Below are 23,489 nucleotides of genomic sequence, written 5' to 3'. Positions count from 1 at the left end.
TCAATCTGATGCTCTAACTGCAACAAATGCTTACTTCACATATCAAAGATAATTAAGTATGAGATTCGGTAATATTGTATTAATTTGTATTCTTCTATTCATTTTCTCTTGTTCCTCCAAGCAAGAAAAGACAGAGAGTAAATCACTAAAAAAAGAGAAAAAACAAACTGTTCAAAAAGTTGAATCCAGGAAACCCGATTCGTATCAAAAACAATCTGAATCAAAAGCAGAGACTGAAGAAGAACGCTCTCAAAACAACTGCGATGAGTATTTTAAAAAAAGGTTTCCGAAAGACTCTGTTAAAGCACTAATAATTGATCAAATAATCTCCCGTAATTCAGATAGCTTATCTCCAAGTAATTTGAAGTTTCTAAAGGCACTAAAAACTCAGGAAAAGGATTTAGCTTTTAAGCATGCCCTTAATCCTGTTTTTAGACTTAATGAAGACGAGCTTGGTATAGTTTTTTATCCACAGTACAAGCGCACTGAAACTTCTTTAATCTCATTATCCAAAGAACCAGAATTGATTGAAAAGCATGATACAATTGATAGTGAAACGCTCTTTTTTATGAATGAAATGCGATTTCACCCTCAAATTTTAGATTCAATATATGCTGATCAAGAAAAACCACAGATATACTATTATACTCCAAATAGAATGGACTCTGCTCGCATCAAGGATTTGGGTAAATTTTATGGTGAATGCCAATACTACTATGAATATTCAATACAAGATAGCCTACTTGATAGTCACGACTCTTTACTAATTGCTAGCTCTTTAAAACTTAAATTAGAATTTGAAGGAGACTCGAAAGTAGATTCCCTAATTGCGGAATCTTTTAATGAGTCTTGTCTCGACTGCCCTTCCAGCGAATATCTTTTAAAATCATTTGCGCGCCTTAAAGGTGTTGATAATCTTTATTTCAGTTATGCTGATACATTCCCAATCAATGATGAATTGGAAACCCCGGCAAGAGCTTTAATTTATGTTCAAGAAAATGAGTTTATTTATCTGTGGTATTCAGAAGTGGACTTATTTGGGTGCAGCTGTTTGTAATGAGTAAAAAGTCTAATTACTTACCCTGCTGGCACTTGTAATTTTGACCTAATTGTATTCTTTTAAGGCACAATGAAATTTACTCAACCCCACCACAAATCCTCACAAACTCCCTAAGTTTGCACCTCAATGTCAGCAAAAACAGTTTTAGCCATAGGGATTTTAGCACATATAGATACCGAAAAAACCTAATTGACGGATTATATGCCTCCTATGTGAAACTCGCCTTTCGCGTTCAACCATTCAATGCTACTGTTAAAAAAATAGTGCTGCTTTTAGCACCCAATTAAACTATCACAACCCCAACCCCAATCATCTCCAACAAATATGGGTTATGGTCAATGACCAAAATATCGTTGGATTCCCCCAATTCTTTTAAAATAACATAAAGCAAATCAATATCAGCGTAATGTAACCCAGTGCTGGGTTCATCTAAAATAAAGAGTGTATTTGTAGGTTGGTCTTGTAGCCAGCTTAATAACAGTAACCTTTGCTTTTCACCTGAGGAAAGGGATTGTACAGGCTGGTCTAAGCAAATATGCGCTAATCCAATTTCTTTTAGTTGATTTATCAAATGAAGACTTTTTGCTGATGGATTTTCCTCCTCCAACCAATCTTTTAACTTTATAATATTCAGAGCAAGGACCTCTCCAATAGTTACAGAATGAACTCTGTGTTCTAAAATATGCTTTTGATATCGTTGTCCTTTACAAACTTCGCATTTTTCAATGGCATTAGCAGCTACATCCAAGCTGGTTTCCAAAAAGCCTTTACCTTTGCAATTCGGGCACTGACTGCTTTTTGTTTTATAGGAAAAGTCCTGAGGTTTTAGGCCTGTTTCCGTTGCAAAAACCTTGGTGATTTCTTTCAGTAAATCTAAATAATCAACCAATAAAGTAGCGGAATAAGTTCTTAGCTTTTTAGACTCAAAATAGTGCAGTTCTTCATACTTTTTAGGAAACTTAATGCTTCTACAATTTACTGGCTTCCCATGCTGAATGCTTGGAATCAAGATGTCTTTTACCAAAGTGGTTTTCCCTATTCCTGATTTTCCTGAAATGGCCGTAATTCCACCAACCGGTACGGTCAATTCATCTTTCACAAGGGTATGTTTAGACAATTTACTGATAGCAACATGTTCTTTACCATCTGAAAGTTGAATGGCTTTTGATGGCTCTTTCAAAAAGGGATGACATTCTTGTTCTTTCAAGAAATCTTGCGGGCTTCCCTGATAGCTAATATATCCGCCCAACTTTCCGGCTTTAGGTCCGAGTTGCACCAACTGATCAGCCGCCAATATGATTTCTTTATTGTGCTCAATTACTATGACTGTATTGCCTTTTTCAATGAGGTGTTTTAGAATTTGAATCAAATCCGGGATATTATCATTGGACAGACCTGCGGAAGGTTCATCCAACAAATAGGTAATGCCTTTTAGCGGACTGTTCAATTGTTTAATAAGCGCTACCCGTTGATTTTCCCCACCGGAAAGCGTGGTAGATTTTCGGTTAAGTTGAAGATGGTCAATGTGTAATTGTTTGGCTCTTTTGATAGTATTGATTAAATGTGGCTCAATTTTTTCAATGAGTTTTTGGTCTACCTCCTCCTTAATATTATTTGTAGAAAACCATTTTTCCAAGCTTTTAAAATCCATTAATTTGATTTCGTGAATGGACTTTCCTGCAATTTTTAGATTTAATCTTTCTGGCTTCAATCCGCTGCCATCGCAATGGCTGCATTCCGCAGGAGCAAAAAGTGATGTGAGATGAGCTATGTTTTTATTTTTTCGGGTCTTATAATATTCCGCTTTTAAATAGTGGAATAACCCTTCCCATTTCATACTGATGGCTTGTGTTCCTTGATTTGTTTTGGTTTTATAAATCCAGTTAGTTTTCCAAATTTTTTCGCCTGCACCAAAGAAAACAAGATCCTTTTGTTGATTAGTCAACTTCTTAAAAGGCGTTTCCAGACTAAAACCATTTTCTTGACCTACTTCTTTTAGGATGGCCATATATTGACTGTTCGCCTGGCCATAATATTCAAGTGCTCTGTTGTGTTCAAATAATCCTGATGCAATGCTTTTCTCTTCATCTAAGACTATTTTTTTCAAATCAGGAAGTAATTCCTCTCCATACCCATCACAAACCGCACATTTTCCCAGTTCATGATTATTGGAAAAATGACTGGCCGATAATTCTTCTCCTTCATACTGTGCTTTTCTGGAAAAAGCAAAGCGCAAAATTTTATCAATACCGGTTTGTTTGGCGATATCGGAACGCTCAGAAAAACTTTTTTCCTTGCGAGTGATGCAAATCGTAGGAGTCAATCCTTCAATATGATCCACTTCAAACTGGAAATTTACCCCAACTCTAGATTGTTGGTAGCTAGAAAACTGTTTGGTCATTTCCTGCAATCCGTAACCATGAAGTGTATCAATTACCAAAGAAGATTTACCCGAACCCGAAATTCCTGTCACTACAGATAATTGATTTTTGGGCAGCTTGATATTCAAATCTTTGAGATGGTGCGTTTGGGTACCTTTAATAGAAATTTGATCCGTCTTCTGATCTGCTGATTCTTTTAAATCAATGGGTGTGGGTTTCAATGCATTATCTACCAATATATCGCATTCTGACTGAAAAAGCGGATGGTTTTCAAAGCAAATAATTCCCGCTGTTTGCTTTTTCAATACATGCAATGCTGCAAGTAGCTGCCTCACATTTTGTTGATGCAATCCAATACTTGGTTCTTCCAGCAATAAAGGTGTCTTTTTTGATTGCTTGGCGAAATGCTTGGACAATTTAATACGTTGCGCTTCACCACCAGATAAAGTATTGGAAGGTTGACCTAGTTTGATATAGCCAAGTCCCAATTGCAGCATTAAAGAGAGAATAGCGCTGAGTTGTTTTTCCTCAGAAAAGAACTCATAAGCCTCCTCTATGCTCAAGTTATAGATGTCCGCAATATTTTTATCGTTCCAATGCACTCGCAGTACCTCTGGCTTGAAACGCTTTCCATTACAGACCGGGCAAACCTGGTTAATCGAACCCATCACATTCATGGAAAGGGTGATGACACCCGCGCCCTCGCAGTTTCCACATCTCCCGCTTTTGTTATTGAAAGAAAAAGCTCCTTTTCCTAATTTAAAGGATTTTGCCTCTGGTGTTTTCGCAAGTAGATCACGTATTTTATCGGCCAAGCCTGTATAAGTGGAAGGATTGCTTCGAGGCGTTTTACCAATCGGTTGATCCGATACCTTGAGTAAGTTCAACTCTTCCTTTTCACAATAATTGCTGATATTTTCAACAAACTGAGGCGTCTTTCTACTCACCACAGTCAGCGCTTTTCGTTTTGGTTGAAAGGCAGCTGCCGATTCTTTTTTAGGCTGTTTAGTAGATGCTGTTTTGGCAGCTTTTAGTTCACTTAATGTTGGACTGGAAATATCTTCCGATTTTAAAAATTCTTGGATTGGTCCATTGAAAACTATTTCGCCTCCATGAATTCCAGCACCTGGCCCCAATTCAACTATCCAATCAGCAGACTGGATAAAATTGAGGTCGTGTTCCACTACCATCACCGTATTGCCTCGGCTAATCAATCTTTTCAGAATATGGCGCAAATAGATTTGATATTCTGGTGATAAACCTATGGAAGGTTCATCAAAAACATATAAAATACCTTGCAGGCTGCTGTTTACTTGCTTGATTAATTTAATGCGCTGTGCATCACCTGATGAGATATCAGTGCTGGCCGTGCTCAGCTTATATTCCCCCATTCCCAATCTAATCAGATCATACAATTGAATGCAAATCTTATCGGCCAATACTTTTTCACCTGTGGATAAGTGTTGATTTTTCAGTTTATCATATAGCTCTTTCAAGGGGATTTCCATCCACGCTTGAAAGTTCAGGCCTTTCCATTGATAATTGAGATGCTCTGACTTAATTCGTGCTCCCATACAATCGGGGCAAGTTTCAGAGCTGACAAATTTGAGAATGTTTTTGTTTCTATCCCGTTTTAGAATGTCGGTCATTATAGAAATTATGCCTTTATAATGCCATTCTTCACGAGGCTTTGCTTTGAAGCCTTCCCATCTGAGCCTTGATTCCAAATCATGTTTCCCATAAAAGACTTTGATGCGGTCGCTTCCATTTAAAATTACATCTTTTTGTTCATCTGTGAGGTCTTTCCATGGAATATCCACACTAAATCCGTGCGCATTGCAGACTTTGTTTAATTCCTCTACGGTAACTTGAGAATAGACAATGTATCCACTGGGTAAGGTAGTCGTGATGGCACCTTCTCTTAAGGTTTTGTTTTCATCTCCAATAAGTTTATTAATGTCAATATATTCTGCCTGACCGATTCCATGGCAGCGTTCGCAAGCTCCTTTTGGATGGTTGAAAGAAAAGAGCGACTTGCTCATAGTTTCATCAGCCGAATAGCGGGCAAATATAATTCTGAAGATAGCTGTTAACTCTGAGAGCGTACCAAAAGTAGCATTGATAGATTGAAAGCGTTTCGATTGTTCCACCTTAATCACAGGAGGCAAATCCTGAATGTCATCTACTTCCGCTGTGGGTATTAATTGCCCATTCTGTTGTCCGTAGGCAGGCAGACTCTCCAGGAAATAACGGTATCCTTCATTGGCAATCACGCCCATCGCCAAAGATGATTTTCCAGAGCCCGATAAACCTGTCACCACAATTAATTGGTTTTCAGGTATTGTTAAAGAAATGTTTTTGAGGTTATTTTGGTGGGCGTTTGTTATGCGCATTTGATTTAATTTGGTGATGATCATGTGGCAGAGACGCAATACATTGCGTCTTTACATTCATTGTGTCTCCACAAATTTTTTACGAAATTACAATTTAAAATTTTGGTAACACAAACGATTCAACCATCCCTGACAAATTCAAAAACAAATACCGAATAGAATCTGCGAGATTAAAAAATTGGGATTACGGCAGCAATCCAAAAATTTGGGGTCGATTATTCGGGGTTTTAAATCGGTCGTGACCGTTGGTGCACGATTAATTAATCCTGATTTCGGATGGCAGGGGCGTTTTCATGACCATATTATTCGCGATAAAAAATCATTTCATCGTATTTCAGAATAGATTAAAAATAACCCACGGAATTGGCAGGATGATACATTTCATTAATTGCATGCCATAACCGAAACCGCATTGCTCGTACCTGAACCTCCAATATTAACCACTAATCCAGTTTGGGCATCCTTTACCTGATGTCCCCAGGCTTGTTGCATCAATTGTTTGTAAATATAGGCATGCATTCCAACTCCTGTTGCGCCAATAGGGTGGCCTTTTGCCTTTAATCCTCCTGATAAATTTACTGGTAATTCGCCATCAGGAAATACTTTTCCGCTTTCTAAGGCTTCAAACTCCCGACCTGCAGGTGCAATTCCCATGGCACTGTACAGTAAAAGTTCAGTTATAGTAAAGCAATCATGCACTTCTGCCAGATTGATATCTTCAATTGAAATTCCTGCACCTTTTAGAGCTTTATCAACAGCAAAGGCAGCTCCTTCCAGAAAGTAGTCTGATTTATGCTTACCAAAACTATCCAAATAATCAGCTGCACTATAAAAGCTTTTGATGGCTACAGCATTTCTATTACTTAAACTGGCATCTTCCAAAACTAAAGAGGCAGCACCATCCGAAACCAATGAGCAATCATGCAATCGAAGTGGCTTATAAATGATAGGATTCTTTTCATCAGACAAAGACAATATATCTTCTGCTGATTTAGCTTTTTGCAACTGAGCGAGCGGATTTTCCGCAGCATTGGAATACGCTTTTGCAGAAATTTTTGCCAACCAGGGACGGAGCTGTTCTTCAGAATAATTGTATTTTCTCATCCATCCTTTAGCCAAATCAGCAAACATGCAAGGAGCTGTTACTGATTTGCTTCCTTCTTCAGGCCAGTAAGTGGCTAGAGCTAAAGCTTCCGTGACTCCAGCAATATCCAAATCCGTCATTTTTTCTAATCCGACCACTAAAACGCGCTTCATCATGCCTGATTTTATCGCCATAATAGCCATATGAATAGCTGAAGAACCGGAAGAACAAGCTGTTTCGGTTCTATACATCGGCTTATGACGCAATTCAGGAATAGCGTTGACACCATAAGAAGCGATATTTTCTTGGCGGTTGAATGCTCCTCCACTATAATTCCCCACAAATACCCCATCAATAGCAGTCGCTTCGATTTCTGCATCATGCAAAGCACCTTTAGCTGCTTTTTCATAAAGCGTATATAAAGTCTCGCCTTCCAATTTACCAAATGAAGAATGATAAGCTCCGATTATATTTACACCTAAATCCATTTTATTCTTTTATCTCAAGTTAATAAAAGTGTGGAAGAAATATTGACTTCTGATGTCAATATTCAGTGAATTAATTTTTACAGGCTTTGTTTGCTAGTCCTCGTTTTTAACGATGATTCTATAGTAGTCGAGTTTAAAACTCAAATAGCCAGATGCTGATTAAAGAAAATAATATCATTTCGCATTACAAATGCGGAAATTTAGTCATCCTCGCTATAAACGAGGACGAGAAGAGATACAAAAAAACCAATTTATTTAATTTCACGTAAAAAATTAGTATACTTGTACGTAAATCTTTTTTATGGATAAAAAGCTCACCTTAAGTTTGAATGATAAAATTATTGAGACCGCAAAAATTTATGCGAAGTCAAATAATACAAGTTTATCCAAATTAATAGAATCCTATTTGAGTACCTTGACAAAAACCACAACAAAAGAAAAGGAGATTACTCCTTTGGTAAAAAGCTTAAGTGGTATTATTTCTTTAGAAGATGATTTTGATGTTAAAGATTCTTATGCACAGTATTTAATCGAGAAGTACAAATGACAAGCTTACTAATCGACACCAACATAGTGATAGATTTATTGGCTAAAAGAAAGGAGTTTTATGCTGATTCAGCAGCATTATTTTCATTATCAGATAAAAAAGAATTGAAACTGGCAATTTCATCCTTAACATTTGCCAATACTAATTACATACTCCGTAAATTAAAATCAGCACATGAAGCCAGAGTGATTCTAAGAAAATTTAAGGTTTTGGTAGAAGTTCTAAGTTTGGATGATAAAATTACGGAACTCGCTTTAAGTGACGAAAGCTTTCCGGATTTTGAAGATGGATTGCAATATTACTCCGCAATTGAAAATCACGTGGATATCATCATCAGCAGGAATAAGAAAGACTTTAAAAATTCGAAGTTACCAGTTTTAACGGCAAAGGAATTTTTAGCAAGTGCTGATTTTTAATGCTTAAAAAAATCGATTAGCTATTCCTCGTTTGTCCCTTAGGGAAAACGAGAATTTATTCCATTTCTATCAACCTCTTCTCTAAAAATCTATAATTATATTCCGCAGTAAAATCCAATCCTTCACTCTTCCGTTAGGATAAAACTAAAGATGTCCTTAAAATTGTGCATTAGAAATAAATTTGAAGAAAACAGGCAAAATCATATTAATCATTTTGGGGAGCATTATATTGCTCTTAGTTGTAGCTATACTTTCTCTCCGATTGCCTGTAGTTCAGCAGAAAATTACCAATTACGCCACCAACTTTGTAAGTGACAAAACGCAGACCAAATTTGAAATCGAGCGTCTTTACATCACTTTCCTAGGGGAAGCCCAAATCGAAGGAGTCTATGCTGAAGACACAAATGAAGACACTTTATTATATGCATCTTCTATTTTAGCAGATGTGGCTTGGAAACCACTTTTGGATGGGAATGTGGATGTAAAAAACCTGGAGCTAAAAGGTATCACAGGAAAAGTTCATAATAATTCCGCAGACAGCAGTTTTAACTATCAGTTTTTAATCGATGCTTTTGCAAATGCAGACTCAACTAGCACCCAAGAAGAACCAGAAAAAGCAGATACCACTTCCTCTACTACCATTAATGTTCGTCATATTCTTTTAGAAGATATTGATTTGAGTTTTCGAGATATTGGTGTGGAAATGAATACCAATTTGAAGCTGCAAGAACTTGATCTTTCTTTTGATACCTTCGATTTGGATAGTATGCATTTTAATATTGAAGAATTTATCCTTCAAAATGTGAAAGCAAACTATTCTCAAGGATTAGCTTTTCCACCTTCAGAAGAAGACTCCACTGAAAGCACTTTGCCAAAAATTCAGATTCAAAAGCTGAGCTTGAATGCCATTGATTTAAAATATGAAACGCTTTTTGACAGTCTGCAATTATCAACCCTCATTGATTTATTAAATATCCGAAATGCGAATGTTGATTTAGCTAAAAATGACATAGTACTGGATAATTTTGAAAATAAAATAAGTCATTTTAGAATGACGCTACCAGTTGCTTCCGATTCTGCTCAACAGGAAAGTGAAAGTAAACCAAGTCCATTTGAGTTTCCAGATTATAGCATAAAACTAAACACAGTTAATTTTGAGTTGGCCAATTTGGATATAAAATCCGCAGGAAAAATTAAGCAAACAGCAGGATTCAATCCTGACAATATGCAGTTTCAGGATATCAAACTCAATTTAGAAAATGCCCAATATCTTGCAGAAGATTTAACTATTAAAAACTTATATTTCACAGCTCAAGACAGCAAAAATTTCCAATTGCAGGAACTAAGTGGGGGGATAAACTTCAAAGCTAATTCAGCTTCTTTAGAAAATTTAAAAGTAGAAACCGCTAACTCCATCTTGAATTCTAATGCGAGTATTAAATTTGCCTCTATCGATTCCCTAATGGCTGGAAGCTTCTACCAAACGCAATTCAATCTGGTATTGAAATTGCCTACTACTTTAAATATAAAAGATGCTTTCTACTTTTCTCCTGAATTAAAAGAAGATACGATCATAGTGGCACTATCAAAATACCCTGCCAAGTTTTACGGTAAAATTAATGGAAATGAAAGGGATATTAATTTTCAACAATTCCGTCTTTTGTATGGAAAGAAAACTTCCTTAGCGCTAAAAGCGAAACTCAAAAACTGGCAGGATTTTGAAAATTTAACCGCTTCAATAGAAGCCTTGGAATTGAAAAGCAATGTGTCTGATTTCCAATATTTCATGCCAAATGGTTATCCTGAATATTACCCTCAAAAAATTAATTTAAGCGGAACTGGAAGCTATAATAAAGGAAAGATTAAAGCAGACTTGTCAGCCGTTCTTGATGATATTAGCCAAATCAAAATCGATGGAAACTTTAATTCTAATGAACCCGAAAGCTATCAGGCAGATATCAAATTGTCAGATTTACAAATAGCAAAATGGCTACAAGACAGCTTAAGTTTCAATACTGCAGACGTTGACATCGCCATCAATGGAAAAGGATTACAGCCCGAAGAAATGAACACGCAAGCTGAAATCAGTTTAAGGAATTTCAGTTATATGGCGAATCCATTAGATACTATTAACATGTATGCCTCTTTGGTGAAAAGTCAGTTGGACTTTAGCAGTAATTATTCGGATTCCATAGCCGAGTTTAATTTGTCAGCCACAGGAACTATTGATTCCATTCAGCAAAACATGGATCTTAATGCTGATATCAATAAACTTGATTTATTGGCACTCAATATTTCAGACAGCGCAGTTTGGGCATCTACAAAAGCTAAGATAAATGTTGAATTAGATAGTTTAAATCAATATTTTAAGGTCTACCTATCAGAAACTAATCTGACCAGTCCTGTAGAAAGTATTTCATTTAGTCCATTAGCCTTAGAAGCTTACAATTCCGAAGATAGTGCGAATGTCCAATTGGATTGGGAAAATATTATCTTCAAACTAAATATGAATCATGGGTTTGATAAACTCGCTTTGGCAGATTTGGAGGCTTCAAAGCTTCAAAAGGCTAAAATTTTTGAAGTAGATACTACCGAAAGACCAATGCAGCTTTCCTTTTCATTATCGGCAAAAGAAAGCCAAAACTTAATGGATTTTCTTCCTCTGGATATCAGTTTTAAACCTATTAGTGCTGAAGGAAAATACAATAGCGCAGAGGAAATAGTTGATTTTCAACTTAAAATTCCAGAATTTCATTATCAAGACATCAACTTAGACAGCTTAAATCTGAATATTAATAATTCAGAGGAAGAATTCCATGTCAACACTAATTTTCAGCGGATTACCTCTGGAGATGTCAGCATTTATCCAACCATATTGAGAGCTGATATTACCCCTAAAAGATCGCTCTTTAATTTCTTCGTAGAAGATGCGGATGCAGACAGTCTTTTCCATGTAGATGCCATTGCGGAACGGAAACAGGACTCACTATTTTGGTCTTTGGAACCTAAAAACCTAATCCTTAATGGAAAATCGTGGAATATGCATCCTGAAAACAGGATTTATTTTGATACGGCTACTCTACAAGTTCAAAACATGATTTTTGAGCGAAACAAGCAGTTATTTGAAGTGAAAACCGCAATGCAAGATAATATCAATTCCCTTCAATTAAATTTCGAAAATTTTAGACTTGAAAACTTTTTTGCCATCATCAATGCAGAGGAAAGTCCTGCAGAAGGAATTATAAAAGGTGGAATTAAATTGGAAAATCTAGAAAACCTAATGGCTTTTTCAGCTTCGCTAAAAATTGACAGCTTAAATGTCTTTAATGAAGATGTGGGTAATTTAAGCCTAAATGCAGAGCAGGAATCTGAAAACCGCTATGCATTTAATATTTCTTCAAAAGGTGAGGTAAGTATAAGAAGTAAAGGATGGTTTGATAATAATCCTGAAATCCCCGAATTTGATTTTGAATTAGATATGGACAGTGTTTCACTTTCGTTTTTAACAAGCTTTTCAGATGGTTTAATTAAAGAAGCAAGCGGTAATTTGGCCGGTCACTTTGATTTCAGTGGAAATACGGAGGATTTTATTTACGAGGGTAGACTTAATTTTCAAGATGCTTCACTCTTTTTTCCATATCTTAACATGACTTATAAACTGCCAGACGAAGTAATTAATTTAAAGAGTGAGGAAATAAAGCTTAATAATTTCACTCTTTTAGATGAGCAAAAAAACAAAATGCAGCTCAATGGAAAAATCACTACCCAAGATTTACTCAATCCAAGATTCGATTTAAGTCTGACAGCGAATAATTTTCAATTGTTAAATACAACTAAAGACGACAGTGATTTATTTTTTGGTAAAGCCTTCTTCAATGCCAATATCCAGTGGAAAGGAAGCCTTGATCAGCCTAAAGTGCAAGCTAGAGTTGGTTTAAATGAAAAAACTGATTTGACTTATGTGATTCCTGAAACACAAGTAGATGTAGTGGAACAAGAAGGAATCGTAAGATTCAAACAGCCCTATGAAGCTTCTGATACTATTCCTTCATCCGAGTCGGAGTTATCGAGGACTGCAGATATTGATGGAATTGATTTAAATGCAATTATCAACACCGATAAAAACGCAAAATTTAAAGTGATAGTAGATGAGAAAAGAGGTGATTATTTAACTGTGTCAGGTGATACGGATTTGAATTTTACGATGAGAAAAAACGGAGCCATCAGCCTTACTGGAAACGTAGAAGTAAATAATGGATATTATCAATTAAGTTTATATGATTTGGTAAAAAGGAGATTTGAAATCGAATCAGGTAGTAGAATTAGTTGGTCAGGAGATCCTTATGAGGCCGCGTTGGATATTACTGCTTTCTATCGAACGGAAACCCCGGTTAATACTTTAATGGAGGACCAAATTTCATCTGCTTCCTCACAAGTTCAAACTCAATATCGTCAGAAATTGCCGTTTTTAGTCCAGCTTTTTGTAGATGGTAATTTGAGTCAACCTGAGATTTCCTTTGGTTTGGAAATGCCTGAAAATAGCCGAGGTGCCCTAGGAGGCAATATCTATCAGCAAATACAATCAATCAATTCAGATGAGAGCCGGCTTAACAAACAAGTGTTTTCTCTTTTGGTTTTAAATCAATTTTTTCCAAGCGGTAATAGCAGTGGAGGACCAACCTCAGAGGCTATTGCTAGAAATAGTGCAAGTCAGATTTTAAGCAATCAACTTAATAAATTGAGTAATCAATATGTGAAGGGTGTTAATTTAAATCTAGACTTAAATTCTTATGAAGATTACCAAAGTGGCACAGCCCAAGATCGAACTCAATTAGATGTGAGCTTAAGCAAAAATCTATTTAATGATCGTTTTAGAGTAGAGGTAGGTAGTCAAGTTGACTTGGAAGGTCAGCAGAGCCAACAACAACAAGCAACCGATATTATTGGAAATATTATGGTTGAATATTTATTAACGGAAGATGGTCGCTTTAAACTGAGAGCCTATCGAAAGAATGAATATGAAGGCTTAATTGATGGACAGGTAGTCGTTACAGGAATTTCAATTCAGTTCAGCAAAGAATTTGAAAAATTCAATGAGCTGTGGCAAAACACAGAGGAGGACAAAGAGTGAAAAAGATTTTACTACATATCATTTTGATTAGCATTTTGGGTGGAGCTTTTTCTTCCTGCAAAACCACAAAATACTTGCCGGAAGGCGAAAGATTGTATCTGGGAGGAAAGCTCGAAATTAAGGATGCAGAAAAAATTAAGTACAAAAATGAATTAATTCGTGATTTGGAAGAGGTAAATAAACCCAAGCCAAATGAAAAATTAGCCGGGATGCGTATAGGTCTGTGGGCGTATCAAAAGGTGGAAAGTGGCGAGGCAGGTTTTTATGCAAAATGGGTAAATAAAAAAATTGGAGAGCCACCTGTTTTACTAGGAAAAGTAAATACGAATAATGTTAAAAAATTGATGAAAAACCGAATGGAAAATTTAGGTTATTTCAATAGTTATATAAAGCATGAAGTGGTAGAAAATAAGAATACGGGATTTATTAAATTTGAAATTGATCCAGGTAATCGCCTACACATAGATTCTACTCATTACGAAAAAGTAGGTGAATTTAAAGTTGATAGCCTAATTCTGGATTATTTGGATACTGAAAACCCGATAAAAAAAGGAGAACCATTTTCCCTTGAAAAATTAACTTCAACAAGAACAAAAATAGCTGAATACTTAAAAAAACAAGGATATTATTATTTCACTTCCAATAACCTGATTTTTATAGCAGACACCCTAAGCACTGAAGAGGATAATCAGGCCATATTGCAGATTTCAATAAAAGATAATGCCTCTGAACTTGCTTTGGTACCTTTTGTAATCAAAGAAATTCATGTGTTTCCAAAATATTCGCTGGGTACTTCTGAGGGAGGTGAAGCTTTGGATACCACTGTTTTAAATGAAGTGGAATTTATTCAATCCGAAAAATTTTTCCGTCCCGACCGACTTTATCCTTATTTATTTATGCAGGAAGGTGAATTCTTCAATCCTGAAAATGAAAGCTACACCAACAAAAGGCTAAATTCGCTGAAAACATATCGCTTTGTGAACATTCGATATGTTGAGGATAGTACGCTTGAAAATGGTAGGGGGCAATTAACAGCTAATATTTATTTATCTCCTTTAAGCAAACGCTCCTTTCGATCTGAACTGCAAATGGTCAGTAAATCTAATAATTTTGTTGGGCCTGCCTTAAGTTTTGAATATTTAAATAGAAACTTATTTAAAGGGGGAGAGGCTTTAAGTATATCAACTAAAATTGGCTATGAAGCCCAACTCAATAGCGGTAATATTTCTACTGGTTTAAACAGTATTGAGACTGGAGTAGCGGCAGAGCTGATTGTTCCTAGAATGGTTACGCCATTTTCTATAGAAGAGAAATTCCGTTATTCCATTCCTAAGACAAAATTCAAATTATCTTATGATTTGCTAAGCCGATCTCAGTGGTTTAACCTTAACTCCTTTTTGGCGGTTTATGGTTTCGAATGGAATCCCAATATTTTTGTATCTCACAACTTAAATCCTATATCCATCAACTATATCAATATCAGAAATAAAAGTGAAGCATTCGAAATTCTGTTGGCAGGAAATCCTTTTCTAGCCCGAAGTTTTGAGCAGCAATTTATTCCTGGCTTGTCTTATAGTTTTCAATGGAGTCAACTAGTGAGAAATATAAAAAGAAATCGTTTTTTCTTTTCTTTTAATGCTGATTTTGCAGGAAATGCTTTGGCTTTGGCTCAAAATATAGGAGGGGTGACAGGCGAAAACAAGAAATTCTGGGGACAAAGTTATGCCCAATTTTCACGATTTGATTTTGACCTTCGGAATTATCAAGATATTGGAAAAGAAAGCCGATTGGTCAGTCGTATTTTTATGGGAATTGGTTTGCCTTATGGCAATTCTGTAAGTCTTCCATATTCCAAGCAATATTTTTCTGGTGGCCCCAACTCAGTTAGAGCTTTCCGTATTAGGAGCTTAGGGCCTGGTAGTTATCAACCGGAAGGGCAACCTGATGGGACAAGCTTTTTTGATCAAGCAGGCGATATAAAATTAGAAGCCAACTTAGAATATCGTTTTCCTCTAATTTCCTTTTTGAAAGGGGCTGTTTTCACGGATGCAGGAAATGTATGGCTTAGAAATTCTGATAGTAGAAACGGTAAATTCACTTCTAATTGGATTAATGAAATGGCAATTGGAACAGGTGTTGGTTTAAGAGTCGATATTGATTTTTTTGTAGTCCGTTTGGATGTAGCAGCAAAAGTACGCAAGCCCGGTGAAGACGGTTTCGAATGGCAAGACAGTTTCGAATTAGGGAGCAAAAACTGGAGACAAGAAAACATCAACTGGAATTTCGGGATAGGGTATCCTTTTTAGGTGGACAAGTTTGCAGGTTTTTGAGTCGAGAGGTTAAAGTCGGTATTTTAGACCAGACTAGAAGCTGTTCGAAATAAGCTTAATATATCTTTAAATATAAGCGGATATTTTCCTAGTAATTTGTACTTCTTATCTTATACTTTAGCTTAATACCTAAAACTTATAGCTTAATACTCGTTAATAAAATCTTACTATTCCATACTAACCACACACTATTCAGCTATGAAAGCAATAATCATCAAAAATCCAGGAGGGCCAGAAGTGCTTGAATTAGAAGAAAGGGAAAGTCCTAAGCCAAATGCAAATGAAGTTTTAATAGAAGTGAAAGCGGCAGGTGTTAATAGGCCTGATGTGTTCCAAAGAATGGGCGGCTATCCTGCTCCAGAAGGAGCACCTGATGATATTCCAGGATTGGAAGTGGCAGGTATTATAAAAGAGATTGGAACAAATGTAAAGCAATGGAAAATTGGAGATAGGGTTTGTGCCCTGGTGGCAGGAGGAGGTTATGCTTCTGAAGCAGTTGCCCCTGCAACACAATGTTTGCCAATTCCCCAAGGATTGAGTTTTGTAGAAGGAGCCTCTCTTCCTGAAACATTTTTTACTGTTTGGTCTAATGTATTTGACCGAGGACAATTTCGAAAAGGAGAAAATTTTTTGGTGCATGGAGGATCTTCAGGGATTGGCGTAACAGCAATTCAAATGGTGAAAAGCATGGGGGGGAAAGTTTTTATAACGGCAGGAACACAGGAAAAATGCGATTTTACTAAAAAGTTAGGCGCTGATTTGGCAATCAATTATAAAACTCAGGATTTTGAAGAATATCTGAAAGAAAGGAATGAAGGAGTAGATGTCATTTTGGATATGGTTGGAGGAGATTACACCGCCAAAAACATCAACATATTGAATCCTGATGGCAGATTGGTAATCATAAATGCTATGAAGGATCCAGAATCTACCATCAATATGAAAAGAGTGATGGTGAAAAGACTGACCATTACAGGGTCTACTTTGAGAGCCCGCTCTCCTGAATTTAAAGGAGCTATCGCTGAAAACCTCAAAAGGCACATCTGGCCAAAAATTGAAACAGGAGAGATTAAGCCTATTATTTATAAAACCTTTCCATTGGTAGAAGCTTCCAAAGCTCATATGCTAATGGAAAGCAGCGAGCATATAGGGAAAATTATTTTAACCATTGAATAAATATCTTTTAAGGAATTAACATTCTAAGCTTAGATGGTTTGGATTTACATTTTTTAAAGCTTTATGTAGGTTTTAACTTTAACCCTCGTTACTTCTAATATATGAAAGAAAGATTCATCTCCACTTTTCAGTCTTATTGGGAAAACATCCTTGAGAGGACCCCTGAAATCACTTTAGGCTTTGTCTTATTGTTGTTCTTCATCTTTATTGGGGTTTTTATAAGGAAGTTAATTGAAAATCGGCTTAAGAAAAAAGTGCAGGACAGAATACTTCTGGTGTTTATAGGCAGGGCTGTATTACTCATATTTTCTATTATAGGAATAGTAGTTTTCCTAAAACAAGTGGGCTTGGGAAGTGCTGCCGGCGGCCTACTTGCTGGTGCAGGGGTTTCTGCCTTAATCTTAGGATTTGCTTTTAAAGATCTGGGTGAAAATTTTCTTGCCGGTTTCTTTTTGGCATTTAGCAGGCCTTTTAGCAGTGGTGATATTATCGAAATAAACACTTTAGTTGGCAGAGTGAAGGAAATGACGCTACGGAATACGCATATTCGCACTTTTGATGGCCGCGATATTTACGTACCTAATGCTTTATTAATCAAAAATCCATTGACTAATTATACTAAAGATGGATTGATGCGCCACGAATTTGTAATTGGTATGGATTATAATATAAATATTAATGAGGCAACTAAACTAATACTTACTACCCTAAATGCACAAGAAAATATCACTTCAGGAGAAAGTTTAAATCCTTTCGTAACCATTGAAAAGTTTGCTTCCAGTACCATCAATCTCAAAATATTTTTTTGGATTAATACCCATGATTTTCTTGGATCAATATATGAACTGAAAAGTAAGGTGATGCAAGCAGTTGTGGAAGCTCTTATAGCTAAAGGATTCGGTATGCCTGCAGATATATTCGAACTTAAAATTTACCAAGAAAACAATCCGATTCCGATTAGTATCAAAAACTTTGATTCAATGATGGATTTTAATAATAGAAAGTTATGAAAGAGTGGATAGCAGATTTTCAAAAGCTATATCTAAGAATAATTAATAGCATAGCATTTTACCCAACGCTCCTATCCATTTTATTTCTGATTATATCCTTGATTATCATCCAAGTCGAATATTCCGAATATCTTATTGGCTTAAAAGAGAAACTATCAATCTATTTAGTAAACAACTCAGAAAATGCCAGGCTAATTCTTGGGACCATTGTCGGTAGTATAATCTCATTAATGGTATTTAGCTTTTCCATGGTGATGGTAGTGCTCAATAGAGCAACGGCTACATTATCTCCAAGAGTGCTGCCTGGCTTGATTTCCAATCGCTTCCATCAAATAGTTTTAGGGGTCTACTTAGGTACTATTATCTTTAGCTTACTACTGATTGTTAATATTGATGCACCTGATAGAGAATTTCAAGTTCCTTCCTTAGGGATTTTAATCAGCATGATATTGTCAATTAGTTGCTTAGGTCTTTTCGTCTATTTTATACACTCTATCTCTGAAAAAATTCAGGTGGATAATATATTGAATGAGCTTAAAAAAAGTACTTATAACACGATTAAAGAATTTGACATAAAAGATGATAAAAAGAGAAAATCGCAATTTGATCCAAAGCCTAATTTTGAAGGTTGGTTTAAACAAAAAGCAAACAAATCAGGCTTTCTTAAAAGAATCTCATATAAAAGTTTAGCAGCTTTTTGTCAAAAAAATGAAGTAAGAGTGAAGATGCAAATTAAAACAGGAACCTATTTAGTGGAACATTATCCTTATGCCCTTACAGACAAAGAATTAGATAAGAAACAAAATAAAGAACTGCTGGCTTGTTTTACGCTCTACACGGAAGAGCATATTAGCGATCATTTTTCTTTTGGCTTTGGTCAAATATCTGAAATAGCCGTGAAAGCATTAAGCACAGGTATAAATGATCCAGGTATAGCCATTAGAGCTATTGATTTATTATCTGAATTATTTATTCAACTTATACTCATAGAGCAACAAGTTTACATAAAAGATAAGGATGATAATATTTCTGTTTACTTAAAGCCTATAACTTTTGAAGATATACTTTTTCAAAATTTTACTCCAATAAGAAATTATGGAAAAGGAGATGTTCTAGTAATGTTACAAATATTAGCAAGCTTGGAGAAAATGCTAGAAGTTGATTATGAAAAGAAATTATATTTTAAAGAAATCTACAATTTTTTAAGGAGTAGCATAAAGTGTTGTGAAGAACAATTTGATGATAATTTGGATCGAGAGCAACTCAACAAAATCATTAATCGGATCAATTTAAAACTTACAAATAACCAAGAATTTCAGTTGCTATAACAGCATAAATTTAATTTGGCCTAATATTAATTATAATAAAAATTATTTTTTTATTATAAATCGTTCAGTTGTAATCTCATTGCCCGAAGTAAATTGAATAAAGTATAGTCCAGAAGCTAAGTCACTAATGAGAATTTGATTGGAGTCAGAATCAAGTTTTCCACTTGATTTAACTAAGCCTTTTAAATCAATAATTTTATAGAGTGCTCCTGAGAAGTCAGAATTATCCATCCCTATATTAATGTAATTCTGTGCAGGATTCGGATATACTTTTATTGAAGATTTATGGTCGAACTTTTCATCTAGAGCCGTGACTTTTGAAGCTAATTGATTATAATTATTCAAAACTTGATTCTCGCCTTCTTTAACTCGGTAAGTACGAATTTTATCACTGTTTGGAAATTCTTCTCTTCCATTTTCCACATCATTAATTCCAAATTTGAATTCAATGGCTAAACCAATAGTGATATCTGCTAAAGCAAGCGTGTATATTCCATCACCATCTTCATCATTTAATGTTTGTTCTTCCGTACCCATCGCATTTTCGCTTGAAATTAAGATAACGGATTCTGAATCTGTATTGAAGCCTTCTTGCTCGATTAATTCATTCATATCCACCATTAATTCAACCGATGTGGTGGTTTGTTCAGCTGTCATCAGCTTATAAATATGGGTTGCATGAGTTTCCATTTCTGGAATTTCCAAATTAAAGCCTCCAGCAGAACGGATAGTCAAACTCACTTGATTTCCGCTGAGTAAATCTACCAATTGATAATTTCCGGGAATTAAATTAGAGCTTGATAAATTTAATGAGACGTTGTTTTTTACAGCATTTGTTAAATTGGCAGCTACAATAATTTGCGCTTCATTTTCTTGTCTGATAAAGCTAAATATTGAATTATCAGAGGAAGGAATAGTGCGGTAATTCCCTGTTCTTAATGCTTTTTGTGTATTTCTCGTTGAAATTACTTCTTGATAGGCTGTCCAAAGAGATTGAGGTTCTGTTTGTTGGTCAGCTATATTCTTTTCTTGATAATCTGGTTTTGGTGCACGCCAAGGACTACCAGTGGTGAATCCGGCATTTGAAGCATCGCTCCATTGCATCGGTAATCTTATATCTTCATCAGGCTTTTGACCTAACATCCCGATTTCTTCTCCATAATAGAGATAAGGAATTCCTGGTAAAGTCAAGAGCAATTCTGCCGCTTGCTTGGCTTTGGCTTGGTCACTGTTCAGAACATTCATCACTCTATCCATATCATGATTGGTCAAGAAGGTGCCAAACTGCAAATATGGATAGCTACCCATCACTTCCTGTGATTTTGCAACTAAGCCGTCAGCATTTCCATTATTGACGGCTGCAATAATATTTCCCGCAAGGTCAAATTCAAAAACATAATCCAAGCCATCATTTCCCACATATTCTCTTGCTTTATCGGTGGAAGACCATGCTTCCCCAACGGAAAACGAATTGGGATTTATGGATTTATAGTGAGCGCGGAAATCTTTCCAAAACTGGAAAGTTTCAGGAACATCTTCTAAGCCTTCTTCCGTTTCATAAATATATTTTACCGCATCCAATCTGAACCCATCAACATTCATTTCCTCTAACCAGAAAGTAGAAATATCGAACATCTCCTCTTTCACGCCTGGAGTTTCATAATTTATATCTGGCATTCCGCCCCAAAAGAGTCCGTAATAATAATCACCATTGCTTTGGTGCCAAACATTTTGACCCCAAGGACCACTTCCACCTGGATTATTATCTGACCAAAGGTACCAATCTCTTTTTTCATGAGTTGGGTTTTTAGAATCTCGAAACCATTGGTGTTCGCTGGAACTATGATTCATTACATAATCGATAATTACTTTTATGCCGCGCTCATGAGCTGCAGCTATGAATTCCTTAAAATCTTCATTGGTGCCATAATCGCTTTCGATTTCTCTGTAATCCGTCACATCATAACCATGATAACTGGGCGATTGATGGATAGGCATTAACCAAATACCATTTACGCCCAAATCATGATGCGTTGCGGGATTTCCATCATTTAGGTAATCCAGTTTTTCAATTAATCCTTGGAAATCACCAATTCCATCTCCATCAGAATCATAAAAACTACGGACAAATATTTCATAGAATACTGCCTCATTCCACCAATAAGTATCGGTATTTCCTATGGTAATAAAATTTTCAAAAATCTTAGTTTCGATTTCCCCATCGGCATTTTGAATACTCAGGCTAACATCAAAACTCCCCTCATTGGCATAGCTGATTACGGGATTCTGTTCTGTGCTAGAAGCGGGTGTCCCGCCAATAAAACTCCATTCCCATGAAGTAGGGTTGCCGTTGGATAAATCGGTGAATTGAATAGCTTCTCCTTGAATTGCAAAATTTGAAGAAGTGCTTATGTTTACTTGAAGAACATCATTAGGAACTTCGTCATTATACCAAAATTCTATGACATCATTTTCAGCAATGGTGAAAGAACGGTTTGAACCACCATTTGGAAATTCCTCGGTTCCATCCCAGCTTCCATTAATCCTGGCTTTCAATTCAATTTGCTGACCAACAGTAAAAGTTTCTGTTGCAATATAAATTCCATCACTATCATCATCACTTAAGACTAATGCGGAGGCTCCCCAATCATTAAATGAGCCTGCGATATCAACAAAATCAGAATTAGGGTCAAAAATTCCCTGCGTGATTTGCTCATTCATGTTTACTTGAAACTCAACATTAGTAGTTTGAGATAATACAAGCGAGGGTAGTATGATTAAAAAGAATAAAAAAGTAGATTTCAATAATGTCATAATTCAAATTTACTAAAATCTGATTCAATAGAAGATGCATAGGCCTAAAATAATGGATAGGCGCCACCCCTTCTGAAAGCGGAAGTATTCAAATGAATTTTTTCACCACCCTTCATATATTTTTTCTTGGCCATATGAAATAGCTGGTTAATCATGTTTGCTTCAGCTCCTTGCCCTTTCATTCTGTGTCCCCAATTGGAATCATTTACCTTCCCTTCATGGAGATTTTGAATTTGATGCCAAACTTTTTCACATCTGTCAGGAAAATAATTCTCCAGCCATTTTTTGAAAATTTCCGCTATCCTGCCATTCAATCGAACAACGGTATAGCCAGCATCCGTAGCTCCATTTTCAGCTGCTCGTTTTATGATTTCAGGAATCTCACTATGGTTTAATCCTGGAATAATAGGCGCATTCATTATGGAAACTGGAATTCCTTTTTCACTTAAAATCTTTATGGCTTCTAGTTTTTTAATAGAGGAAGCTGTTCTTGGCTCCAAAACGGACCTTAGCTTTTCATCTAAACTGGTGATTGATAAAATGACCCGAACTAAATTGTCCTTTGCCAAATCTTCCAGAACATCCAAATCCTCTAAAAAGCCAGTGTTTTTGGTAATGATTCCTACAGGATGGCGATATTTTGCCATTACTTTCAGTAAACTTCTGGTAATTCTTAGCTTTCTTTCCAGAGGTTGGTAGCAATCCGTATTGCCAGAAAGCACAATGGGTTTTACCTTCCATTTAGGATTCAGAAGTTCTTTTTCGAGTAATTCAGCAGCATTCTTTTTGACAATGATTTTTGATTCGAAATCCAAACCTGCATCCCAACCCCAATATTCGTGTGAGTTTCGGGCATAACAATACACACAACCGTGCTCACATCCCTGATAAGGATTTATGGAATATTCCATTCCCACATCTGGACTGCTGACTTTATTAATGATTTTTTTCGGATGTTCGTAAAATATTTGAGTAGTAGGTTTATCCAAATGAGTATATTCATCCACCCCTTCATCCCATTCCGTTGTGTATTCTTGTTTGGAAAATGAATTGGAAAGATGTTGTTGGGCTCCCCTGCCTTTGATATTTTGATTAGAATTCACAAAGACAAAAATACTAATAAATTTAGGATTGTACTAAAAATACAATCTTTAAATTTCAGTAAAATATTCTCTAAAACGATGATTGAATCGTAACTTAGAGCTTTGAAATACAGTAAATATATACCATGAAATGAGCATAAATTTTAGAATCCTCAATATGTTTTACCGAGGATGAATAAAATTTATTGAATTCCATCCCGATGAATACGGGACAAGTTGTGACCATTG

At 35.9% G+C, this 23,489-nt stretch carries 12 protein-coding genes; 8 read left to right on the top strand and 4 right to left on the bottom strand.

The window, feature by feature from the left end; translation table 11 throughout:
- Positions 1–58: 58 nt before the first annotated feature.
- Positions 59–1,057 carry a hypothetical protein gene (locus VFM92_RS08585; protein WP_325121800.1) on the top strand — a complete coding sequence of 333 codons (999 nt, stop codon included), beginning with the start codon at positions 59–61 and terminating at the stop codon, positions 1,055–1,057.
- A 286-nt stretch (positions 1,058–1,343) separates the two neighbouring features.
- Here VFM92_RS08585 and VFM92_RS08580 read toward each other — a convergent pair whose 3' ends face one another.
- Both VFM92_RS08580 and VFM92_RS08575 read right to left on the bottom strand, forming a co-directional pair.
- Positions 1,344–5,834 (bottom strand): ATP-binding cassette domain-containing protein, encoded by a 4,491-nt coding sequence (locus VFM92_RS08580; protein ID WP_325121799.1) that lies wholly within the window; start codon positions 5,832–5,834, stop codon positions 1,344–1,346.
- Between the two features lie 384 nt (positions 5,835–6,218).
- The gene (locus tag VFM92_RS08575; protein WP_325121798.1) at positions 6,219–7,406 is read right to left on the bottom strand and encodes a thiolase C-terminal domain-containing protein; all 1,188 of its coding nucleotides are present in this window, start codon (positions 7,404–7,406) and stop codon (positions 6,219–6,221) included.
- A gap of 301 nt (positions 7,407–7,707) precedes the next feature.
- Here VFM92_RS08575 and VFM92_RS08570 point away from each other — a divergent pair, with 301 nt between their 5' ends.
- The 7 genes from VFM92_RS08570 to VFM92_RS08540 all read left to right on the top strand — a co-directional run bounded on the left by VFM92_RS08570 (position 7,708) and on the right by VFM92_RS08540 (position 19,344).
- The gene (locus tag VFM92_RS08570; RefSeq protein ID WP_325121797.1) at positions 7,708–7,953 is read left to right on the top strand and encodes a DUF6364 family protein; all 246 of its coding nucleotides are present in this window, start codon (positions 7,708–7,710) and stop codon (positions 7,951–7,953) included.
- Positions 7,950–8,369, top strand: coding sequence for a PIN domain-containing protein (locus VFM92_RS08565; RefSeq protein ID WP_325121796.1), 420 nt, complete (start codon positions 7,950–7,952; stop codon positions 8,367–8,369). Before VFM92_RS08570 ends, VFM92_RS08565 begins: the two co-directional genes overlap by 4 nt.
- Before the next feature lie 181 nt (positions 8,370–8,550).
- Entirely contained in the window at positions 8,551–13,500 is a 4,950-nt protein-coding gene (locus VFM92_RS08560; protein WP_325121795.1) for a translocation/assembly module TamB domain-containing protein, read from the top strand.
- Positions 13,470–15,806, top strand: coding sequence for a BamA/TamA family outer membrane protein (locus VFM92_RS08555; protein WP_325121794.1), 2,337 nt, complete (start codon positions 13,470–13,472; stop codon positions 15,804–15,806). Before VFM92_RS08560 ends, VFM92_RS08555 begins: the two co-directional genes overlap by 31 nt.
- A 222-nt stretch (positions 15,807–16,028) precedes the next feature.
- Positions 16,029–17,006, top strand: coding sequence for an NAD(P)H-quinone oxidoreductase (locus VFM92_RS08550; protein WP_325121793.1), 978 nt, complete (start codon positions 16,029–16,031; stop codon positions 17,004–17,006).
- A 101-nt stretch (positions 17,007–17,107) separates the two neighbouring features.
- A complete protein-coding gene (locus tag VFM92_RS08545; protein WP_325121792.1) occupies positions 17,108–18,016 on the top strand; it encodes a mechanosensitive ion channel family protein in 909 nt (302 codons plus the stop codon).
- Positions 18,013–19,344, top strand: coding sequence for a DUF2254 domain-containing protein (locus tag VFM92_RS08540; RefSeq protein ID WP_325121791.1), 1,332 nt, complete (start codon positions 18,013–18,015; stop codon positions 19,342–19,344). The genes VFM92_RS08545 and VFM92_RS08540 overlap by 4 nt, the downstream gene beginning before the upstream one ends.
- A 42-nt stretch (positions 19,345–19,386) precedes the next feature.
- On the opposite strand, the gene VFM92_RS08535 is transcribed toward VFM92_RS08540, so the two are convergent.
- Positions 19,387–22,158 (bottom strand): alpha-amylase family glycosyl hydrolase, encoded by a 2,772-nt coding sequence (locus VFM92_RS08535; protein WP_325121790.1) that lies wholly within the window; start codon positions 22,156–22,158, stop codon positions 19,387–19,389.
- A gap of 44 nt (positions 22,159–22,202) precedes the next feature.
- On the bottom strand, positions 22,203–23,261 hold the full coding sequence (locus tag VFM92_RS08530) for a PA0069 family radical SAM protein (protein ID WP_325121789.1): 1,059 nt from the start codon (positions 23,259–23,261) through the stop codon (positions 22,203–22,205).
- Between the last annotated feature and the right edge of the window lie 228 nt (positions 23,262–23,489).

The organism is Marivirga sp. (genome assembly GCF_035704835.1).
Lineage (GTDB): Bacteria > Bacteroidota > Bacteroidia > Cytophagales > Cyclobacteriaceae > Marivirga.
Note: the sequence above shows the minus strand (reverse complement) of the source record. Positions and strands in the feature narration are given on the sequence as shown.

Coding starts and splice junctions, on each gene's coding strand:
- VFM92_RS08535 (WP_325121790.1), bottom strand. CDS start 22,158: ATGACATTATTGAAATCTACTTTTTTATTCTTTTTAATCATACTACCC.
- VFM92_RS08565 (WP_325121796.1), top strand. CDS start 7,950: ATGACAAGCTTACTAATCGACACCAACATAGTGATAGATTTATTGGCT.
- VFM92_RS08585 (WP_325121800.1), top strand. CDS start 59: ATGAGATTCGGTAATATTGTATTAATTTGTATTCTTCTATTCATTTTC.
- VFM92_RS08580 (WP_325121799.1), bottom strand. CDS start 5,834: ATGCGCATAACAAACGCCCACCAAAATAACCTCAAAAACATTTCTTTA.
- VFM92_RS08570 (WP_325121797.1), top strand. CDS start 7,708: ATGGATAAAAAGCTCACCTTAAGTTTGAATGATAAAATTATTGAGACC.
- VFM92_RS08545 (WP_325121792.1), top strand. CDS start 17,108: ATGAAAGAAAGATTCATCTCCACTTTTCAGTCTTATTGGGAAAACATC.
- VFM92_RS08550 (WP_325121793.1), top strand. CDS start 16,029: ATGAAAGCAATAATCATCAAAAATCCAGGAGGGCCAGAAGTGCTTGAA.
- VFM92_RS08540 (WP_325121791.1), top strand. CDS start 18,013: ATGAAAGAGTGGATAGCAGATTTTCAAAAGCTATATCTAAGAATAATT.
- VFM92_RS08575 (WP_325121798.1), bottom strand. CDS start 7,406: ATGGATTTAGGTGTAAATATAATCGGAGCTTATCATTCTTCATTTGGT.